The sequence below is a fragment of the Acinetobacter sp. A3 genome (assembly GCF_012371415.1).
In the GTDB taxonomy this organism is placed as follows: Bacteria; Pseudomonadota; Gammaproteobacteria; order Pseudomonadales; family Moraxellaceae; genus Acinetobacter.
On sequence record NZ_JAAZQW010000095.1, the window covers coordinates 1 to 817 of the forward strand.

The 817-nt window shown below is 42.1% G+C and carries 1 protein-coding gene and 1 pseudogene; both read left to right on the forward strand.

What is annotated here, in order from left to right; translation table 11 throughout:
- A partial coding sequence (locus tag HHA42_RS13365) for an electron transfer flavoprotein subunit beta/FixA family protein (protein WP_168526870.1) occupies window positions 1–654 on the forward strand: 654 nt, incomplete at its 5' end.
- A gap of 18 nt (window positions 655–672) precedes the next feature.
- A pseudogene (locus HHA42_RS13370) lies at window positions 673–817 on the forward strand (electron transfer flavoprotein subunit alpha/FixB family protein); the annotation flags it as partial.

Sequence of the window (817 nt, forward strand, 5' to 3'; positions counted from 1 at the left end):
ATGTCAATTAACCCATTCTGTGAAATCGCAGTGGAAGAAGCGGTTCGTTTAAAAGAAAAAGGAACTGTTTCAGAAATCGTCGTGGTATCCATTGGTCCTAAAGAAGCGCAAGAACAAATCCGTTCTGCAATGGCGCTTGGTGCAGACCGTGGTATTTTGGTTGAAACAGCTGATGAGATTGGTGCACTTGAAGTGGCTAAAATCTTAAAAGGTGTTGTTGAGCAAGAACAACCACAACTTATTCTATTGGGTAAGCAAGCCATTGATGACGACTCTAACCAAGTTGGTCAAATGCTAGGTGCTTTACTGGGTGCAGGTCAGGGTACTTTTGCTTCAGAAGTAAAAGTGGATGGCGATAAAGTTCAAGTAACGCGTGAAATTGATGGTGGTTTGCAAACTGTTGAGCTTGCACTTCCAGCAATTGTTACAACTGACTTACGTTTGAATGAGCCACGTTATGCGGCACTTCCAAACATCATGAAAGCACGTAAAAAACCGCTAGACACCAAATCTCCTGCAGATTATGGCGTAGCAACAGGTACTAAGCTTAAAACTGTAAAAGTTGAAGCACCTGCTGAGCGTAAAGCGGGCGTACAAGTGAAATCTGTAGACGAACTTGTAGAAAAATTGAAAAACGAAGCGAAAGTGATCTAATACAGAAGGATAAAAATCATGAGTATTTTAGTTATCGCTGAGCACGACAATAAAGCACTAAATGGTGCAACATTAAACGTTGTTGCTGCAGCTCAAAAAATCGGTGGTGATATCACTGTATTGGTTGCGGGTTCTGGTGCACAAGCAGTTGCAGACCAAGCAG